This window comes from Mycobacterium sp. IDUB_19 (genome assembly GCF_055419445.1).
Map to the genome: position 1 here is coordinate 68,356 of NZ_JBVAXR010000001.1, position 16,519 is coordinate 84,874.

The following is a 16,519-nucleotide window of genomic DNA, read 5'->3' on the forward strand; positions in this document are numbered from 1 at the left end:
CGCGATGGACGATGCGACCGAGCGGCTGGCCGAAGCAATCCGGGACCTAATCCACGAGGCCGTACGGGCGGCTATCGAGCAGGAACGAGCGACACCACCGACCCAACGGGTGGTTGAACGTCCCAATCTGCCCGAGGAAGAATTTGATCCGTGCCCGCTGTGCAACAAGAAACATATGTGGCGGCACCTCATGCCGGTCAAGGAAGCTCGACTCCAGCTGGGCGGCATCAGCAACTCCACGTTCTACGCGCTGGTCAAAGAAGGCGAACTACCGCTCGTTAAGATCGGTAGTCGCTCGTTCGTCCAGGCGGAAGAGCTCGATGATTTCGTCAGGAGAAAGCGGTATGAGGCTTCCAGTCGAAAGTAGACTGCCCGCCGAATCCCGATATAGGCGGCGTCAGTCGTGAGCCGCCGTTACATCAGCATCCCTGAGGCCGCCGAATACCTAGGCATCAGTACGGTATTCGTGCGAAGGCTGATCACTGAAGGCGAGATCAAGGGCTACCGCATAGGTAGCTACGCACGCCACCGCACGATCAGGGTCGACCTCGACGAGATTGACGAAAGGCTAATGCAGCCGATCGGCCCGTATTGGAACGATCCGTCGGCGAAGCCCCGCAAGCGCGACGGGGCGCGCGCCCCAGACAGAGCAACCGCGGTTAAAAAGGTTGAGGAGTCCGTGACGGTCAAGAAGGCCGCTGAGCGGAAGCCGGGACGAGTGACGCTGTGGTGCAAATGCGGCCACGGAGATGGGGCTCACGGCATGCGAACAACCTATGGGCCTGGCATTGATCCGCCCAAGCCGAGGTACAGGTGCTGGAATTGCGAATGCAAACAGTTCGAAGAGGACACCGAACGGCCCAGCCGCCGTCGCGAAAGTCGCTGGAACGACGTCTACAAAAGCTCGAATCCGATGCCGCGCAGCTGCGCGACCAGCTGAAGAACCTTCCTATCGGAGATTGAGCCAGGAGTCTCCACGCCTTGCATCCCCACTCGCCCGATGTCGTCCGGTGCTGCCCCCAGGAGATAGACAGGTTGCCCAGGTTTTCGGTGGGTCGACGGGTGAGGTTTGGACCTCACAGAGCCGATTGCGGATGGAAAAGATAAACCCCCCCACGGCGGAACCGGTGTACGGGTGGCCTACTGGTGGGGGGGAGTTCGTTAGCTATGTTATCACAGGTGAGCCGCACGCCGAACCCTCAGAAGGATACGAGCGCACTCCTCAAAGCGCACATATCCGAGCAGCGTCTGTTGCCCTACATGGAGGCAACGTTCAACGACGAAGGCAAAGCTGTCGAGTTGTATATCTGGGATCGTCGGCTCGCGACCGCGTTCTTTCACGACCTCTCTGTGCTTGAGGTGGCACTGCGAAACGCTATGGACCGGGCATTGACCAAGCAGTACGGCGCCGAATGGTTCCGTCTTAGCTTGGCCCTGTTCGACAAACGGACCTACCAGCAGATTGCCGAAGCGTGGGAGCGTCTTCCCGCGAAGTTCCGCAACCCGGGACCAGAGGACGGGAAGATCCGGGGACGGCTTATCGCAAGCTGCATGTTCGGGACTTGGGTGAGCGCCCTTGACGCTGGGGGTGCAACTGGCAACGAGGGGCCGTGCGTGATGGCGAACCATGACAACGTGTGGACCAGAGAGCTACTCTTATCGGCCTTTCCAGGTGCACGCAAGATCGCGGGAAGTGAACGCGAACAGTTGACCCGTCACTGGGTACATCAACAGGTCCGGGAAGTTCAGATCTTGCGAAATCGAGTCGCTCACCATGAGTCCTTGATCAAGGGGTATCCGCTTCCAGGCACTGGTAGCGAAGAGTCGCAGCCAGTGCGACGGACACCTCGCGATGGAGCTGACGCGTGCGTTCAGCTCGCAAAAATGATCGATGAAGATCTGGCCCAGTTCATCGCTGACAACTCAGAGATCGAGACGGTGCTCGGTGTCGATCCCCGCCCCGGGTGGGGGTTTACAGTCGCGGGATGCGCACCAACCCAGCCTTCCTCCCACCAGCGGAGCTGATGTCGGTGTCATATGCCTCCACCTGCACAAAGCTAACTTTTCCGCTGCCGTGATCGATGTTCCCGAGCGAGATGAGAGCATCGCGCGCGGTTGCTGGTGATTTACCTAATCGAGCCCTGCCCGGCGCTGATATCGCTGGAGGTCATCCCCGACCTGTGCCGCCAGCTCGTTCTGGCCAGATTTGTCGAAATAGTCGATAGCTATTTCAAGGCTTCGGAAGCCTTGGGTATACCGCCCGAGGAGACATTGCGCCTGTCCGAGATTGTTCGCTACGTCTGCCTGACCTGATTGATTGCCGCGTGCTCCAAAGATGTTGAATGCCTCTTCGAGTAGGGCGCAAGTCTCCTCAAGGAGCGCAGGGCGCATTTGCCGATTTTGAAGAAGCGCTAGCCGCAAAAGGGCAGCGCCGAGATTGAGCGACGTGTCCGCGATGCCGGGCTGGTCGTCGAGTCTGCGCCGGATCGTCAGCGACTGACGAAGAGGCGTGACAGCCTCCTCGAACCGCTCGCGCTTCGCTAAGGCCGCACCGATGTTGTTGAGGGTGCCGGCCTCGTTCGAGGGATGAGGAGGCTCGGATTCCCGGGAGATTCGCACGTCCTGCCAATAGACTTCGAGCGCATCATCGACTCGCCCTTGGTCAAAGTAAACGTTGGCGATGTTGCATCGGGACAGGCTTACGGCAGTGACGTCTCCACGCGCCTGATTAATTTCGATTGCTTGTTCGTAGACGCGGACCGCGCCATCAAGGTCTCCGAGCATGCGTAATGCGCTGCCGTAGTTGTTCAGCGCGCACGACGCAATCCACGGGTTTTGTTCTCGCATCTTCGGAGCAAGTGAGGCAGTGAGCGCTGCGACATCGTGGAACTCTTGAAGCCAATGTTTCTGCTGCTTGAGCAATTCACCGAGCATGACTCCCATGCCGATCGCGTACGCGCGAAAATCTTCACGCTCAACGATGCTCGTCAGGATCGAAGTCGCCGTTGCACGTTCTGCCTGAAACCACGCGGCCGCATGCTGGGCGGATGGGAAGAGGATTTTCGACTTGTCTGAAACTACCGCGGTGAGCCATTCGGCCGAGACTGCCAGTGCTACGTAGTAACGGCCGACGAGTCGCTGGAACGCCGTTTCGGCGTCGCTGGCCTGGGATGCACACTCCTCGGTGGAATACAGCCGGACCAAGTCGTGCATGCTCCATCGGTTGGGAACATGCTGCTCAATAAGGTGGCTGCGGACTAGGGCCATGAGCTGCTGCCGCGCCGCCGGACCCGACGACGCTTGGATCAATATGGCTGCGGCGTCCAAGCCAACATCTCCGCCGGGAACGACCGACAACAGCCGAAATAGCCGTCGCAGTTGCTCAGGCAACCGGTTGTAGGACAGAGCCAAAGCTGCCCTGACGGACAGATCACCGCTGTAGTGCAGGCCGCTGAGGCGATCCTCCTCGCGCGCCAGTTCAACTACGAGCTCCTCGATCGGTCGGTCAGGCTCGTCGGCAAGCAGCGCTGCAACTATTTGGAGCGCGAGAGGCAGACGGTCGCACAGGACGGCCAATCGCTCGACCTGATCGACGCTGTCGAATCGGTGGTCGTCGGGATTGCGGTCCCGAGCAGACGTGGTGATCACCGTGACCGCCTCATCGAGGGGCATCCGTTCGACCTCGACAACTTGCCGCCTAGGTACGTGGCCAAACGTCTCTCTTGTGGTTATCGCCACCTTGTGCACAGGGTTGGCGGGCCGCAAGGGATCAAACTGATCTCGTTCACTGACGTTGTCCAGCCACAGCAATACGGACTTGCCTTCAGCGGCAAATTGATTCATCAGTTCCTGATACTTCCGTGCCTGGTCAGCTGGATCTTGTGGAATGTCATCGTCATCGAGGCCGAGGCTGCTAAGTAGGGGATAAAACACCGCATCGGGATGCACCCGGTTTGCAGGATCTTCGTCGTAGCCCCGCATATCAACAAAAAGAACGTGTTCGAAGTCGTCGGCTGTATGAGCGGCTGTCACCGCTTGTCTGAGCAGTGCCGACTTCCCGACACCAGGAGGTCCACTGGCGACAACGATGCTGTGCTGCGGATCGCCCACCCGGCTTAAAGCAACGGCCAGGTCGTCTAGTTGGGCTTCGCGGCCCACGAAAGGCGGACCCCCGGGCACCATCGCGTCGATAGGTAGGACCCGCGCGGACGAGCTGACTTCTCGTGGGGCCTGGTCGCTGGCCGTTGCTCTAGCCTCGTGGACTCGCTTCAGCTCCTGCAACCTGGGCACGGGCCATGTTTCGAGATCGTTGTCGATAATTGTGTGATCGGTCCCGCACATTAGAAGCAAGTTGTCGTAACCGCGACGCTGCTCATTCGTCATATTGGGGTTGAATCGGGCCGAGGTGGGAAGCGCTCCCTCAATATGCACGATCTCGCCGACCATCACACCGTCAGCGGTGATCATGGCTTGCTCGCACCCGGGGTACGCGCACCGATTCCCGGACGCCAGATGCAACCGGCGAGTCACAACCCGGACCGGGGCTAGTCGGCGGGGTGTCTCCACGCACTCACTCTCGCACGGTCGAGCAGGTGATAGCGCTAGGTACTTGACTTCACGATCTGGCGTCAACTTACTTCCGTTGGTGGAAAGTTGACCCGATCGCCCAGGGGCACGCGGCAGACTGAACCGCTCGCCTCGGCAGTCGGGACTTGCATTTATCGGTGCAGCTGGTGCCCACAAAATGCCCACAACTTCCTTGAAGTTACAGACATCTCCCGTACTCTCCGGTGATGAACTTCCGCTGATAGGACGGGGTTCACCTTCCCCCGCTGGCTCGTCAGGCGAGTTCAATCCTGACGGGGGTAGGGGATCCCTACGCACGGCGTGAGGTCACCGGCGAGCGGTCCGTGCCGATCCTGGTTCCCGACCGCGCCGGATCGCGGAGGCCGTAGGCTTAGATCACAATCGCTCGCATGGCTCTCAACGCTCCGCTGAATCGTCGTCAAGTTGAGGTCCTCACTTGGATCAGCGATGGCTGTCCCGCTGACCGGTGGGCCGACGTGGCTTTTAAGACTGTCGCTATCGCGCTCCAGAGCAGGCGCCTGGTGTCGATTTCCAAGCGTGGGGGAGTGTGGACCGCGACGGTGTTACCAGCTGGCGCGCACTACCTGACCCATGGCCAGTACCCGTCTGGGCATTGGAGGATCAGAAGGACCCGCAATTCTTTGGCGGAGCTTGATGCCGTAGCCGAAGCAGGGCCAACGGTGCGGTTGGAGCCGAAACCACCTCGGCCCCTTACGCCTCGTTTGTCGGATGGCTTGACGCCAACGCGACAGCTGTTGAAAGACATCATTGACGCTGGCGGCATTCTCGAACGTGACACTCGGGACGATAAGACCAGCTACCGCAGCCTGGTGGGAATCATCAACCGCAGGAAGATGGCGCCAGATGGCCAAGAGTTGATCATGCTGAGCGGCCCCACCTACAACCACATCGTTTTCCGACTGTCGTCGGTATCGGACTGGAAAACCGAAGCGCCGACGGAGATTGCCGCCGCCGAACGTGTCACGCGGTGGCACCCGGTGGTGGCGGCACTGCGCAAGAAGAAGTCGCTCAGTTGCATTGATAAGTCTTTGCGAGAGCGCGCTTTCAGGTTGCTGCATGCTCTCGCGCGAGAAGCAGAGAGTCGCGGCCACTCCGTGCGGCTGCCGAAGCGAAATGTCCACGGATGTGTAGACGACCCCAGCCGGTTGGTCGGCGACATGATCTTCCATGTGAACGAGGTCCACTGCTCGCTGAGGATTTGGCAGCCCAAAGATAGGGTGCCTCTTGCCGTTACACCCGACGAACTCGCGAGAGCAAAGCGTGACACGTGGTATCGGATCCCTACCCACGACTACGTCTTGGCCGACCGTCTCAGTATCGCGTTGGATACTGACAGCCGCTACTCGTCCAAGGTCACGTGGTCCGATACCAAGACGCTGCTGTTGGAATTGCGGCTTCCGGATGTGATGACGACCTTCGAGCGGTGGGCGGTCATCGACGCCGAACGCAAAGACGCTGAACGGCGTGCGGCAGTCGAAGCGCAGAGGCGACGAGAGCGAGAGGACGAACTCGCTAGGGAGGCTTATACGCAGCACGCGCTCGCTGATCGGCTGGCCGCCGATCTTGAAGCATGGGAGCTTGTTGGCGGACTGCGGCGATTCCTAGCCGATATGGCGACCCGAATTGAGCATCTCACTAACGACGACGAACATGCGGCCGCGATCGAGTGGCTGGAGTGGTGTCAGCGCTATACGACAGAAAAAGATCCATTCAGCAAACCGATCCAGAAGCCGAGGATCAAGCCACCCAGCTACAGCGACGTCGCCGAGTTCCGAAAGCGTCTCGGGTTCGGTTCGGGTTTCTGGTGACCTTGCCTCCCGGGCTCGGGGTGGTTGGGATAAACGGGCGAAAATTCGCCCGATAACCTGCCGCATGACTGATGCTCGCACGCTGGAAATACGCAGCTGAGCATGATCAGTAACAGGGCGGCACCCCCAAAATGCCCGGCGAACCGAAACGAGTCCAGCCGAGTCGGGACACCGATCTGACCAGGAAAAACAAGTCGAATTGAATGAAGGCGTTCGATGGGTGTGCACGCCGATGGTGATTAATTTCTGCGATTGCCATCCGTGTGGGTGCCATATTCTGGCATTCTGACCGCAAATACGTCGCGTATGTCCGTGGTAGGAATTACTTGGGCAAGGCGACGACGGCCGGGGCGGCCAGGAACGAATGGAGTGGTCATGTCTGGTCTGAAGAGCAAGCTCATCCTCGCGGCGATCCTTACCGCTGCGGCGACCGCGACCGCTGGGTGTACGGCACCTGTCACGATCGACTGTGGCACCCTTACCTGCTCGCTGTGATGATCAACTCCTGACGGGCGAGGAGCCTGTCGGCAGAATCATCATCGTCATCGGGAACTTCAGCATTGCGTTGCCGCCGGAGATCGTGCAGTAGACGACTTCCATTTCCAGGGGCGTTTGGCGTATGGGCCGGGTTTCCATGTCCAGGCGAGGTTCCAAGTAGTGCGGGGTCGCAAGCCAGTTGAGGCTGCGTTGGATCGACTCGACCAGGTTCATCTGTCCGAGTCTACGCCTGCCGTGAAAGTTGTTGCCGCGCAGGATATTTCGGAAAAGTTAAAGGCAAAATTAGTCGCCTGCGTGTGTCCGCTCATTTGGCCTACGATCGCGGGAGTCTGCGGGATCTTCATGATGTCACCGGCCCGTCGAGCGCCGACAAGCGGTCTAGCTCACCGGCTGCAGCCTGCAGGTCGGCGACAACCTGACGTGCACCAGCCGAGTCGAGGCCGTTGAAGTGATTTCCGACGGCGAGCCAGATATGCAGCCCGCGCAGGGTGCCGTCCATGAACTGTTTGCCGGAGATCTCGACGGCAACGTCGATACCGCGCTTCGAGACAGTGAAATAGCGTGCCCACTGTTCGGGACTCACCTCGAACCACTCCGACAGACCAGCTGTCGCGAAATGGGACACATGCGGTGGGGGAACAGTCGCGGCTAGGCGATTCCGCATTGCCAGCATCTGAGCGTGGGCGATCATGCTGCGGTTGTGACCCTCGGAGTCCTTCGGGTCGGTTGGATCGGCGTCGCAGCGCTCAAGGGTTTCGATCTGCGCGGGCGTGAGCTGGTAGGCCAGGTCGCGCCAGGTGCTTGGCGGGTTCGTCACTTGGTCGGTTTCCTATCGATTTGCGGGCCTAAACTCGCCCGATAACTGGTCGCACAATCGTCAGGACCGAACACGGGGCGAACCCAAACCGGGTGCAGCACAACGATTTGACCAGCAAGACAAACAGAACTGCCGTCAAGAGTTACTTGGTGGTCACTGCCGTCATCTGACCGGCTACGCCGGTTGGTCAGTGGTGCGGTGCTTGCGGTGGACGGCGAAGAGCTTGGACCAAGAGACCACCCCTGGGTGCTGCTTGAGCAACGCCCGCCGCTGGCGTGCGGTCTGGCCGCCCCAAACACCGAACTCCATCTGGTTGTCGAGCGCGTCGGCGAGGCACTCGGCGATGACCGGGCAGTGCCGGCAGATAACAGTCGCTTTCTTCTGCGCCGCTCCGCCAACAAAGAGTTCGTCGGGATTGATCGAGCGACACCGCGCCTTCGCTACCCACCCTGCCCGGCCTTCCGCTGCTGCGGTCGCGGGGACCAGGCTGCGTGTCTGCATCAGATCCTGCTCTCTGGTTCCGAGGTGTGCGCCTGCAATGATAGGAAATTAAATGTAACAATGTCAACTATTTGCGCGCGATACGTGCAATGAGAGGCAAATACTAGGCAATTACTTCCACGCGTTGCTTTCCGGGACGTGCGAGCCGGGTTTGTCGGACATGTCCATCAGGTGCTGGCACACTGAAGCCCACCGGCGGAGACGGGAGGCGCGATGACGACGGTGTACGTGGTCACGGCGGGCAGCGGCGACACCTACCGCATCGAACGGGTGTACCTCGACAGCGACCAGGCGTACGGGTTCGCCCAGGATTACAACGGGATTGCCCCGGTCGCACCGTTCCACGTGGAGGAATGGCAGATCGGCGCCCCTCCGAGCGCGTATGACGGCCCCTACTGGCGGGCGGAGTGGTGGGCGCGAGTCCCGGCGAGCAAGCGTCGCACTGCGTTACGCAACACCGACGAGGGCGAGCGGTTTGACGACTTCGCAATCCGCCAGGAATGGTGGACCGGAGACGTCCTGCCGGACGCCAAGGTGGTGCGCCGGGAACTGGCCGGTGTGCCGAGGGTAGAGGTGGTCGGGCTGTCCCGGGAGAAGGTGGAGGAGACCTTCTGGGACACGATTACCCAGGTCAGGGCCGATCTGGCGGGCATACAACGGAAATGACTTCCACAATTTTGTGCGCCGAACGGAATGAAACGTGCATGGCCGCTCGACATTGCCGCCCTGGCGCGCCATGATTCGTTGATGGACCGACGCACCCTGGAACGGCTCGGCCACTACATCGTCAGTCGGCGCGTCGCGCTCGGCTACCGCAACCGCACCGACCTGGCCGACAGCCTGCAGTTCACCCTGCGCACACTTGCCGACATCGAGCACGGTGTGCGTAAGGCCAGCCCGGGAACCTACGCCATGCTCGAGAACAAGCTTGCCTGGGCGCCTGGCAGCATCGACACCATTCTCACGGGCGGGGAGCCCAAAGAGCTAGTGGTCAACCTGCGCCGGACGACCCAGAACCCGCTGTCGCGTGCCTCCACCGACGCTCTCTCCCACGCCTCCACCGAGGAGCTGCTGCTTGAGTTACGACGCCGCATCATCGCCCCCCGCCCCAGACGTCACGAGAGCTGGAACGACTGGGACGGCCTTGACCCGCAAGGAGACTGGCCCGAACAGGGATAGCAACGCCAGCGACGGCGCCCCTCACACCCTGCCCGTTCTGCATAAAAGCCACAGCCTCACACGTTTCCGGAATACTTCGGAGCGCAACCTCGATTAATTGTTCTTCCCTCGGCGCGGCGGAGGCCGTGGGCAATACCGGACCGAATATTGCGGTCATAGTTCCTGCGGCCGCAAGCAATGCCCCGCCACCGAAATCTTGAACGCCGTAAATTCAGCTGCCCTTTACCTGTATCTAGGCCGCAGGCGATGCCATCCGGGCTTGGCGGGGCACCAAAAGCCCACGGGTTCAAGGGGGCTGATGCGGGGCCGCGGTGATTAGCCGGATTGACTACGACTGCGCCGGCTGCGGCATGAATCCCGGCTGATGCGTCATTGGTGCGCTTTCGCGTGACGGCAATATCCATGCGGCGACCAGCGCGATCAGCGCACCCGCCGCGCCGGCTACCGGAGCGGGCCCCGCTGGGCCGCACAGCACCATGTACCCGAAGGCAGAACCGACGACGAGCAACGCCGAGTGGAGCAGTGTCCAGTGCAAGATCGAGCGCAGCCGGAAGGACAACGCGATGCCGAGCAGCAGCGCAACCACGTGACCAACGGCGGTGAAGTCTGCGCTCATGGCCGCGGCGATGGCGTTGCCCAGCCACCAACCGATCCAGAGCGGCCGCCACCGTGACGGTATCGACGCGGTGAGCGCCCCCAGCACACACACCGCGCCGTAACTCATCCCCACGTCGGTGGCACGCGCCAGGGACATCGGCAACCACCCGACCGTGAGCGCGGTGGCCAGCCAGGCGGCGACGACCAGGGTGGCACCAATGTGGCCGAGTGCGAATGCGACGACCAAACCCCTACTGCGCCAAATCAGTTCGCCCAGGGCGAGCAAGCACACCAGGCCCGGAAGCCAAACCAGCACGTGGCCGCTGTCGCTGATAAATGCGCTGCCGACCAGCGTGACCACGTGGCCGTGCGCCAGGTTGTGCACGTTGGTGCTCATCTCGCTGACCGCGACGTCGTGAGTACGCGGACCGAGCGCCGTCAGGAGGAAAGACACCCCGAGCAGCATGACGGCGTACACGATGGTGGCAGGCAACCACACCGCCACGAACAGCACCCGCGATCTAACCGTCGTCCAACGATTTTCAACGGGAAGCACGGTGGTTACACCCTCGTCGGCGTTTCGGGTCGCGATAGGCGGCCAGTCGCCGCCGTGCGAGTCAACAGCCATGTCGGACATGCCTATTCCCCCTCGCCTTGTCGATAACCATTGTGACGGAGCCGCAGCGGTGCGGCGGGTGAGACCAATCACAGTCACGGGCCAGCAGGTCAGCGATGGTTTCTCGGCGCACCAGTGTGCGTAGCCGGCCATCGGCGACGGCGATAAGTGGCGGACGGCCCACCAAGTTGCAGGCGGCGCCCATCGAATAGTGATAGGCGCCGGTGCAGGCCACCGCCAGCAGATCGCCGGGGTGGATGTCGGTGGGCAGCTCGACGTCGCGTGCGATTTCTTCCCCGGCCTCGCAATGCCGGCCCACGATCGTGACGGGTGCGGTTGTGGTTCGAGCATGCCAGTTCGCCAGCGCCACTGTGTATTTCACGCCGCGGAGCCCCTCATGTGGGTTATCGACCATTTCGCCGTCCACGACGACGAAGGTGCGCCCGTCGGGCTGGTGTTTAACGGCGATCACCCGGTACAGCGTGATTCCCGCGCGCGCGGCGATAGCTCGGCCCGGCTCGATCACGATCTGCGGGCGCGGATAGCTGTAGTCGGCGCAGGCGGATGTGAGCGCGTCGTCGATTACTGCGGCGAGTGCGTGTGGGCTGAATTCGGGATCGCCGGAAACGTAGGGGACCCCGTATCCGCCGCCGAGGTTGAGCTCGCCGAGCGCGACGCCGTGGCGGTCGCGCACCTCAGCCATCAGGGCCACCAATTGCCGGATCGCCGCACCGTAGGGCCGGGCGTCGGTGAGCTGCGACCCGAGGTGGCAATGCAGTCCCAGCAGGTTCAGCGACGGCTGATTCAGGACGCGCTTGACGGCACCCGCGGCAAGGCCGTCCGCCACGGTAAAGCCGAAGCCGTCGCCGTGCTGGCCGCGGGCTTTGACGTCGGGAATCACCCGGATCAGCACGCCCTGGCGGCGACGCACCCGCGTGGCCAGCAGCGCGATCTCGTTCGGGGAATCGATGACGATGCGGCCCACCCCGGCGTCGAGCGCGCCGTCTAGCTCGTCGGCGGTCTTGGCATTGCCGTGGACGATGATCTGCGACGGCGCCACCCCGGCGGCCAATGCGGTCGCCAGTTCTCCGGACGACCAGACATCCAGGCCGGCACCTTCGGCGGCGGCCCACTCGGCTACGGCGGTGCTCAACAGTGCCTTGCCCGCGTAGACCAGCTTGACCCCGGGAAGCGCGGCCCGATAGCTGCGGAGACGGACCCGAAAGTCCTGTTCATCCAGCACGTAAGCGGGTGTTCCGACCTCGGCGGCGATCTCGGTGACGGCCACCTCGCCGACACAGAGCCGGCCCAGTTCGTCGATGGAGGCACTCAACGGCCACATTGCGCGATCGAGTTGCGGGTGCAGTCCGTGCCGTGGCGACGGACGCAGCTCGAACAGCGTCATGCTTCCAAATTGAGGGCTGCGGCGCCGTCGTGCCTCGCTCTTAACGAATTTTTCACACCTGGGTGATAAATCTTCACGATTTTCACCGACGGCGAACCGTGTGGCGACCTCCGCCTCCGCTGGCTGCAATCTGCGCGTTTCCGCTGATGTTTCCTGCTCGCGGCCGCCGCATGCTGGCTAGCATGAGCGAGATTGATCCACGTGCGGATGCGCCGCTGGTGGATTGGAGCGAACTTGGCGTGAGCGGGCTTTTGCCGACCGGCACGGTGACGTTGCTGTTGGCCGATGTGGAGGGCTCGACGCGGCTGTGGGAAACCCAGCCCGCGGAGATGACCGCGGCCATCGCCCGCCTGAATCAGGCAGTGTCGGACATCCTCGCCACACATGACGGTGTGCGGCCCGTCGAGCAGGGTGAAGGCGACAGCTTCGTGGCGGCGTTCGCCCGTGCTTCGGATGCGGTCGCGGCTGCATTGGAGTTGCAGCGGGCGCCGCTGGCCCCGATCCGGGTGCGCATTGGTCTGCACACCGGGGAGATACAGCTGCGCGATGAAGGCAACTACATCGGCCCGACGATCAACCGGACCGCACGGCTGCGCGACCTGGGGCATGGTGGCCAGACCCTGCTGTCCGGAGCAACGGAGCAGATGGTGATCGACCGGCTCCCGGTGGACGCATGGGCGATGGACCTGGGCACCCACCCGTTGCGTGATCTGCCCCGCCCGGAGCGGGTGGTGCAGCTTTGCCATCCCGATCTGGTCAACGATTTCCCGCCGCTGCGAGTAGCTAAAGCGATTGTCTCCCAGCGTATTCCGGTACAGCTGACGAGCTTCGTGGGTCGTGACGCCGATCTGGTCCAGCTGCGAGAATTACTGGCCGACAACAGGCTGGTGACTTTGACCGGCGCCGGCGGGGTGGGCAAAACGCGGCTGGCGATCCAGGTCGCGGGTCAAGTGGCCGGCGAGTTCGGTGGCGGGGCTTGGTATGTGGATCTGGCGCCGATCACCGATCCCGCTGTCGTCCCGATCGCGGTTGCCCGCGCATTCGGGTTGCCCGACCAGCCGGGTCGCTCGACGACGGACACGATCGCCCGTTTTGTCGCCGATCGCCAGATGCTAGTGGTGCTGGATAACTGCGAGCATCTGCTGGATGCCAGCACCGAGCTGGTCGTCGCTCTCCTGCGTGCTGCGCCGGGGCTGACCTTCCTCGCGACCAGCCGGGAGGCGATCGGAGTGGCCGGTGAGGTGGGTTGGCGGGTGCCGTCGCTGTCGCTGGCGGATGACGCCATCGAGTTGTTCGCCGACCGCGCGCGCCATGCCCGGCCCGATTTCGCCGTTAGCGACGACAACGTCGCGACGGTCACGGAGATCTGCCGGCGCCTTGACGGGGTGCCGCTGGCCATCGAGCTGGCTGCAGCCCGGGTGCGGGCTTTGTCGCTGGCCGAGATTCTCGACAGCCTGCATGACCGGTTCCGGCTGCTGACCGGCGGTGCGCGTACTGCTGTGCGCCGCCAGCAGACACTGCGCGCCTCGGTGGACTGGTCACACGCTCTGTTGACCGAGCCCGAACGGGTGTTGTTTCGCCGGCTGGCGGCGTTCATGGGTGGCTTCGACCTCGAGGCCGCCCAAGCGGTCGCCGGCGGTGGTGACGTGGAGCGCTACCAGGTGCTCGACCAGCTCACCCTGCTCGTCGACAAGTCGCTGGTGGTCGCCGAGGACAACCGGAGTCGAACCCGGTATCGGCTGCTGGAGACGGTGCGCCAATACGCCCAGGAGAAACTCGTCGAATCCGGCGAGGCCGACTGCGTGCGGACCCGCCATCGCGACCACTTCACCACGCTCGCCGCCCTCCTCGACAACCCGGTGCATACCGACCATGAGCAGCGTCTCGGGCAGGCCGAAATCGAGATCGACAATCTGCGGGCCGCGTTTGGGTGGAGTTGCGAGAACTCGGACGTCGAGCTGGCCCTGGCGCTGGCATCGTCGCTGCTGCCGCTTTGGCAAGCGCGAGGACGCGTCCGGGAAGGGCTGGCGTGGTTCGACACTGTCCTCACCGACGAGGTCGCGCAAGACGCCGAAGTGGCGGCCGCGGTACGTGCCCGGTCGCTGGCTGACATGGCAGTCCTTGACACGCTCTTGGCCGCTGCCGACGGCGTGAATCGGGCGCAGCAAGCCCTGGTGCTCGCGCGCGACATCGAGGACGCTGCCGTGCTCGCCAGGGCGCTGGCCGCCTGCGGCTTGACGGCGGCCTACAACGCCGAGCTGGCAGAGGAGTACTTCGCCGAGGCGGTCGAACTCGCCCGGGAGTTGGACGATAGGTGGAGGCTGAGCCAGATCCTGACCTGGCAGGCGAGCGCGGCGATCGCCGCCGGTAACCCGATCGCGGCCGGCATGGCCGCCGAAGAAGGACGCGAGCTCGCGGACGCGATCGGCGACGGGTCCAACTCGCGCCACTGCCGCTTGTGCCTGGGACTGATGCAGATCGCGGGGGGCGATCCGGCCGGAGCGGCCGCACTTCTCGCGGCGGTGGCCGCCGAGGCGGAGGCCGCTCACGATGGGATGCATGCGGCGGTGTGCCGCGCGCATCAGAGCACCGCGCTGGCCGTGCAAGGTGAGACAGACGCGGCCCGAGCCGCGGCCGACGCCAGCCTCGAGTCCGCATCCGAATTGGGCGCGCTCGCCGTGAGCTTGGGCTACTACGCGTTGGTAACCGCGGCCCTGGCCGCCGGCGATGTTCGGACGGCGCTGGACGCGAGCGCGGTGGCCTGGGAGCACGGGAGTGTTCTTCCGGGGTATGCCTCGCACCTGCGCCCCATCCTCGCGCAGGCCACGCAGGCGAACGGGGATCTGACCGCGGCTCGGCGCTGGGCTGACGAAGCGGTCGCGACAGCGCAGGGATTGGCCATGACGTCGGCGCTGACCGCCCGCGCCCGGGTGGCGACCGTACAGGGTGAGCCAGAGCAGGCCGAGCGCGACACCCACGAGGCGTTGACGATCGCCGCCGGCTCGTGCGCGTACCGGTACATTCCCGACAACCTGGACTGCCTTGCCACCCTGGCCGGCGCGGCCGACAGTCACCGAGAAGCGGCGCGGCTCTTCGGCGCGGCATACGGCATCCGGCAACGGACGGGCGCCGTCCGCTTCAAGGTGTGGGACGTCGACTACGATGCCTCAGCCGCTATGCTGCGAGAAGCGCTGGGCGAGCAGGACTTTGAGACGGCCTGGGCGGAGGGCGCGGCCCTGTCCACCGACGAGGCGATCGCCTACGCACAGCGCGGGCGCGGGGTACGCAAACGGCCCACCAGCGGCTGGGCGTCGCTCACCCCCAGCGAGCTCGACGTGGTGCGGCTGGTCAGCGACGGTCTTGGCAATAGCGACATCGCCACAAGGCTTTTCGTCTCACCGCGCACCGTGCAGTCCCATCTGACGCACGTCTACACCAAGCTGGGTTTGACCTCTCGCGTCCAGCTCGCCCAGGAAGCTGCGCGACGCGCCTAGCTAGCGGCGTTCGCAACGACACCGCGCCGGTCGTCGGCCGCCGCCATGCTGATCGACGCCTCGCTGAACTCTTGACGACCTCGTCCCGGGGCTGTTAGACATGGCCTGCGTCACCTATTTGGGCGATCGCTCAAAAAGGACGCGGTGGAGGTTGCCATGGGCCGGATGGACGGCAAGGTCGCATTTATCACCGGTGCGGCACGCGGGCAGGGCAGAAGCCACGCGGTTCGGCTCGCGCAGGAGGGAGCCGACATCATTGCCGTCGACATCTGCCGGGACTTCGAGAACTCCCCGGCAGCTGGTGCGACGCCCGAAGACCTGGACATGACCGCCGGGATGGTCAAGGACGCCGGGGGCCGCGCCGTAACCGCCGAAGTCGACGTGCGCGATTTCGACGCATTGAAGGCCGCCGTGGACAGTGGCGTCGAGCAGCTCGGCCGCCTCGACGTCATCGTGGCCAACGCTGGTATCGGGACCACCGCGGGCAGGCTGCACAAGGCCAAAGAGGCGCTGTGGCAAGAGATGATCGACGTCAACCTCAGCGGGGTCTGGAAAACCGTGAAAGCCGGCGTTCCGCACCTGCTGGCCGGAGACCGCGGCGGCGCGATCATCCTGACGTCCTCGGTCGCCGGGAACAAGGCCTATCCGCACGTCGGCCACTACGTCGCTGCCAAGCACGGTGTCATCGGCCTGATGCGGTCGTTCGCGGTCGAATTGGGACAGCACATGATCAGGGTCAATGCGGTCCTGCCGACGCACGTGGGTTCGCCGCTGCTGTTGAACGAGGCCACCTACCGGGCCTTTCGGCCGGAACTGGAAAACCCTGGGCCAGAAGATCTTGCGCCGGTATGCCAGAGCTTTCACTATCTGCCGATCCCGTGGGTGGAACCCGAAGACATCAGCAACGCAGTGTTGTTTCTGGCCTCCGACGAAGCGCGCTACATCACCGGGGTGGCGCTGCCGGTGGACGCCGGCAGCTGCCTGAAATAAGGGAAA

14 protein-coding genes and 1 pseudogene are annotated in these 16,519 nt (G+C 63.4%); 9 read left to right on the forward strand and 6 right to left on the reverse strand.

The features are described 5' to 3' along the window. The first annotated feature begins 4 nt into the window (after window positions 1-4). The 3 genes from ACZY0B_RS00335 to ACZY0B_RS00345 all read left to right on the forward strand — a co-directional run bounded on the left by ACZY0B_RS00335 (window position 5) and on the right by ACZY0B_RS00345 (window position 2,025). Window positions 5-367, forward strand: coding sequence for a helix-turn-helix transcriptional regulator (locus ACZY0B_RS00335; RefSeq protein WP_463761947.1), 363 nt, complete (start codon window positions 5-7; stop codon window positions 365-367). A gap of 36 nt (window positions 368-403) precedes the next feature. Then, window positions 404-940, forward strand: coding sequence for a helix-turn-helix domain-containing protein (locus ACZY0B_RS00340; RefSeq protein WP_463761948.1), 537 nt, complete (start codon window positions 404-406; stop codon window positions 938-940). Window positions 941-1,179: 239 nt separating this feature from the next. After that, a complete protein-coding gene (locus ACZY0B_RS00345; RefSeq protein ID WP_463761949.1) occupies window positions 1,180-2,025 on the forward strand; it encodes an Abi family protein in 846 nt (281 codons plus the stop codon). A gap of 105 nt (window positions 2,026-2,130) precedes the next feature. Here the strand turns inward: ACZY0B_RS00345 and ACZY0B_RS00350 are convergent, their stop codons facing one another. After that, complete coding sequence (locus ACZY0B_RS00350) at window positions 2,131-4,467, reverse strand: tetratricopeptide repeat protein (RefSeq protein WP_463761950.1); 2,337 nt, start codon at window positions 4,465-4,467, stop codon at window positions 2,131-2,133. A 509-nt stretch (window positions 4,468-4,976) separates the two neighbouring features. On the opposite strand from ACZY0B_RS00350, the gene ACZY0B_RS00355 reads away from it, so the two are divergent. Beyond that, entirely contained in the window at window positions 4,977-6,416 is a 1,440-nt protein-coding gene (locus ACZY0B_RS00355) for a hypothetical protein (protein ID WP_463761951.1), read from the forward strand. A gap of 125 nt (window positions 6,417-6,541) precedes the next feature. Then, window positions 6,542-6,619 (forward strand): annotated as a pseudogene (locus ACZY0B_RS00360) (hypothetical protein); the annotation flags it as partial. Window positions 6,620-6,914: 295 nt separating this feature from the next. Here the strand turns inward: ACZY0B_RS00360 and ACZY0B_RS00365 are convergent. From ACZY0B_RS00365 to ACZY0B_RS00375, 3 genes are all read right to left on the reverse strand, one after another. Then, a complete protein-coding gene (locus ACZY0B_RS00365; protein ID WP_463761952.1) occupies window positions 6,915-7,127 on the reverse strand; it encodes a hypothetical protein in 213 nt (70 codons plus the stop codon). A 127-nt stretch (window positions 7,128-7,254) separates the two neighbouring features. Continuing rightward, window positions 7,255-7,731 carry a hypothetical protein gene (locus tag ACZY0B_RS00370; protein ID WP_463761953.1) on the reverse strand — a complete coding sequence of 159 codons (477 nt, stop codon included), beginning with the start codon at window positions 7,729-7,731 and terminating at the stop codon, window positions 7,255-7,257. Between the two features lie 174 nt (window positions 7,732-7,905). Beyond that, the gene (locus ACZY0B_RS00375; RefSeq protein ID WP_463761954.1) at window positions 7,906-8,232 is read right to left on the reverse strand and encodes a WhiB family transcriptional regulator; all 327 of its coding nucleotides are present in this window, start codon (window positions 8,230-8,232) and stop codon (window positions 7,906-7,908) included. 213 nt (window positions 8,233-8,445) lie between these two features. Here ACZY0B_RS00375 and ACZY0B_RS00380 point away from each other — a divergent pair, with 213 nt between their 5' ends. Both ACZY0B_RS00380 and ACZY0B_RS00385 read left to right on the forward strand, forming a co-directional pair. Further along, the gene (locus ACZY0B_RS00380) at window positions 8,446-8,898 is read left to right on the forward strand and encodes a hypothetical protein (RefSeq protein WP_463761955.1); all 453 of its coding nucleotides are present in this window, start codon (window positions 8,446-8,448) and stop codon (window positions 8,896-8,898) included. Between the two features lie 81 nt (window positions 8,899-8,979). Continuing rightward, window positions 8,980-9,411, forward strand: coding sequence for a hypothetical protein (locus ACZY0B_RS00385; RefSeq protein WP_463761956.1), 432 nt, complete (start codon window positions 8,980-8,982; stop codon window positions 9,409-9,411). A gap of 328 nt (window positions 9,412-9,739) precedes the next feature. On the opposite strand, the gene ACZY0B_RS00390 is transcribed toward ACZY0B_RS00385, so the two are convergent. Next, window positions 9,740-10,645, reverse strand: coding sequence for a rhomboid-like protein (locus tag ACZY0B_RS00390; protein WP_463761957.1), 906 nt, complete (start codon window positions 10,643-10,645; stop codon window positions 9,740-9,742). Then, a complete protein-coding gene (lysA, locus tag ACZY0B_RS00395) occupies window positions 10,626-12,029 on the reverse strand; it encodes a diaminopimelate decarboxylase (protein ID WP_463761959.1) in 1,404 nt (467 codons plus the stop codon). The genes ACZY0B_RS00390 and lysA overlap by 20 nt, the downstream gene beginning before the upstream one ends. Before the next feature lie 239 nt (window positions 12,030-12,268). Here lysA and ACZY0B_RS00400 point away from each other — a divergent pair, with 239 nt between their 5' ends. Then, window positions 12,269-15,523 (forward strand): LuxR C-terminal-related transcriptional regulator, encoded by a 3,255-nt coding sequence (locus ACZY0B_RS00400; RefSeq protein ID WP_463762358.1) that lies wholly within the window; start codon window positions 12,269-12,271, stop codon window positions 15,521-15,523. Between the two features lie 156 nt (window positions 15,524-15,679). Next, window positions 15,680-16,513: a mycofactocin-coupled SDR family oxidoreductase gene (locus ACZY0B_RS00405; RefSeq protein WP_463762359.1), complete on the forward strand. Its 834-nt coding sequence runs from the start codon at window positions 15,680-15,682 to the stop codon at window positions 16,511-16,513. The last annotated feature ends 6 nt before the right edge of the window (window positions 16,514-16,519 follow it).

Excerpts from the sequence above, each read along its gene's own strand:
- ACZY0B_RS00335 (WP_463761947.1), top strand. The coding sequence starts at position 5 with ATGGACGATGCGACCGAGCGGCTGGCCGAAGCAATCCGGGACCTAATC.
- ACZY0B_RS00350 (WP_463761950.1), bottom strand. The coding sequence starts at position 4,467 with ATGATCACCGCTGACGGTGTGATGGTCGGCGAGATCGTGCATATTGAG.
- ACZY0B_RS00355 (WP_463761951.1), top strand. The coding sequence starts at position 4,977 with ATGGCTCTCAACGCTCCGCTGAATCGTCGTCAAGTTGAGGTCCTCACT.
- ACZY0B_RS00365 (WP_463761952.1), bottom strand. The coding sequence starts at position 7,127 with ATGAACCTGGTCGAGTCGATCCAACGCAGCCTCAACTGGCTTGCGACC.
- ACZY0B_RS00375 (WP_463761954.1), bottom strand. The coding sequence starts at position 8,232 with ATGCAGACACGCAGCCTGGTCCCCGCGACCGCAGCAGCGGAAGGCCGG.
- ACZY0B_RS00380 (WP_463761955.1), top strand. The coding sequence starts at position 8,446 with ATGACGACGGTGTACGTGGTCACGGCGGGCAGCGGCGACACCTACCGC.
- ACZY0B_RS00385 (WP_463761956.1), top strand. The coding sequence starts at position 8,980 with ATGGACCGACGCACCCTGGAACGGCTCGGCCACTACATCGTCAGTCGG.
- ACZY0B_RS00390 (WP_463761957.1), bottom strand. The coding sequence starts at position 10,645 with ATGTCCGACATGGCTGTTGACTCGCACGGCGGCGACTGGCCGCCTATC.
- lysA (WP_463761959.1), bottom strand. The coding sequence starts at position 12,029 with ATGACGCTGTTCGAGCTGCGTCCGTCGCCACGGCACGGACTGCACCCG.
- ACZY0B_RS00405 (WP_463762359.1), top strand. The coding sequence starts at position 15,680 with ATGGGCCGGATGGACGGCAAGGTCGCATTTATCACCGGTGCGGCACGC.